Origin of the sequence: Okeania sp. SIO2F4 (assembly GCF_010672385.1) — a bacterium.
Taxonomy (GTDB): domain Bacteria; phylum Cyanobacteriota; class Cyanobacteriia; order Cyanobacteriales; family Microcoleaceae; genus Trichodesmium.
In genome coordinates, this window is sequence record NZ_JAAHGT010001405.1 from 1 (window position 1) to 1432 (window position 1432).

A 1432-nucleotide genomic window follows, 5' to 3' on the forward strand; every position below is an offset into this window, starting at 1 on the left:
ATACCAATTTCAAAAAATATTGTTACAATAGAATAGGTATAAAATTATTAAGCGATAGCAACTACTCTGTGGCGATCGCTTAACTACCAAAAACCAAAATAACCATACAAAAACTACCCATCCTTCTATAGAGTCAGGAGAGGTTTGAATTGCTGATTAATCAGGTTGTTAAGGAAAAAATTTATGAATTGCGATGGAAAACTTGCAGAACTTTAATGGCTAGAAAATAGTCATATAAATGCAATTGAACATTACTACACTCACAAAATCAGGAATAGGGAATAGGAGTAAATTAGGGACTAAACTCCAGCCTTTAATAAAGCTTTTAAAATGACATCCCATCCTCCTAGAGATTCTATTGTCTGTGAAGTTAATCCTGTAATTATAGATGTCAACCTTTTCCTAAGCTCATCTAAATTCTCAAATATTTCCCATTTTAATTTTCTTTTTATCTCTAACCATAGTATGCGCGATGGGGTTTAATTCTGGAGAGTAAGGCGGTTGAAATAAAAAAATTATGTTCTCAGGAATTGACATATTTAAACTTTGATGTAGAGGTCCATTATCCAATTGAATGATATGCAAATCATTAGGATACTTTTGTGCAAATAACTCCAAATATTTTTCCATACACACCGTGTCTAAATGGCTAAATTCATAGAAAAAACTCTCTCCTGTTTGAGGTTCTATCAAACCATAAAGCCACAAATACTTAAAGAGCCATTGGTGTTTCCCTATGGGTTTAATACCCATTCGTGTTAATAATTTACCAGTGATAGTTTTCCGGCCAATTCTTGTTTCGTCTTCACACCAATATCTAATTTTCTCAGCTCTTAAATTTTGTTTTTCCTTAATTGTTATTTTTTTTAAGATTTTCAAATCTAGTTTTTTTTAAACTCTTCAAATTCTGCTAAATTTTGCTTAATGCTTAGGGGTCGTGGTACTTTCAGTTTACTTTTCAGCCGATATCTGACCAACTCATGTACTGTTCTATATTTAACTTTTAAATCATAAAACACTTGCAGCCATTGTTGAACTTCACCATAGCTCAAGAAACCTTCGGGAGATGTGAGTTCTTTGGTCAGTTGATTGACGATCTCTGGTGGTACTGCTCTTGGCCTTCGAGGACTTTTTTTTCTGTTTAATATTCCTTCTATTCCCCGTTGACGATATTCATCAAACCAACGTTGTACTGTAACTCGATGACAACCCAGCAACTCTGCTATTTGTCCGATAGTATATAGCTTTTTCGTTTTTAACCAGTAAAGTGCTTGTAATTTTTCTTTTATACGGCCATCTGTTTCCTGGGACAACAGTTTTTTTAATTCAGATTCTGTTTCTAATATTTGAGTTTTCGTTCTCATCTAATAACTGCAATCACTTAATAATTTTGTACCTATTTTATTGTAACAATCTTTTGGGAAATTGGTAT

At 33.0% G+C, this 1432-nt stretch carries 2 protein-coding genes; both read right to left on the reverse strand.

The features are described 5' to 3' along the window. Positions 1–420 precede the first annotated feature (420 nt). Complete coding sequence (locus F6K22_RS40795; RefSeq protein WP_293110859.1) at positions 421–879, reverse strand: transposase; 459 nt, start codon at positions 877–879, stop codon at positions 421–423. A gap of 2 nt (positions 880–881) precedes the next feature. Then, the gene (locus tag F6K22_RS40800) at positions 882–1364 is read right to left on the reverse strand and encodes a helix-turn-helix domain-containing protein (RefSeq protein ID WP_293110861.1); all 483 of its coding nucleotides are present in this window, start codon (positions 1362–1364) and stop codon (positions 882–884) included. Positions 1365–1432: the final 68 nt, after the last annotated feature.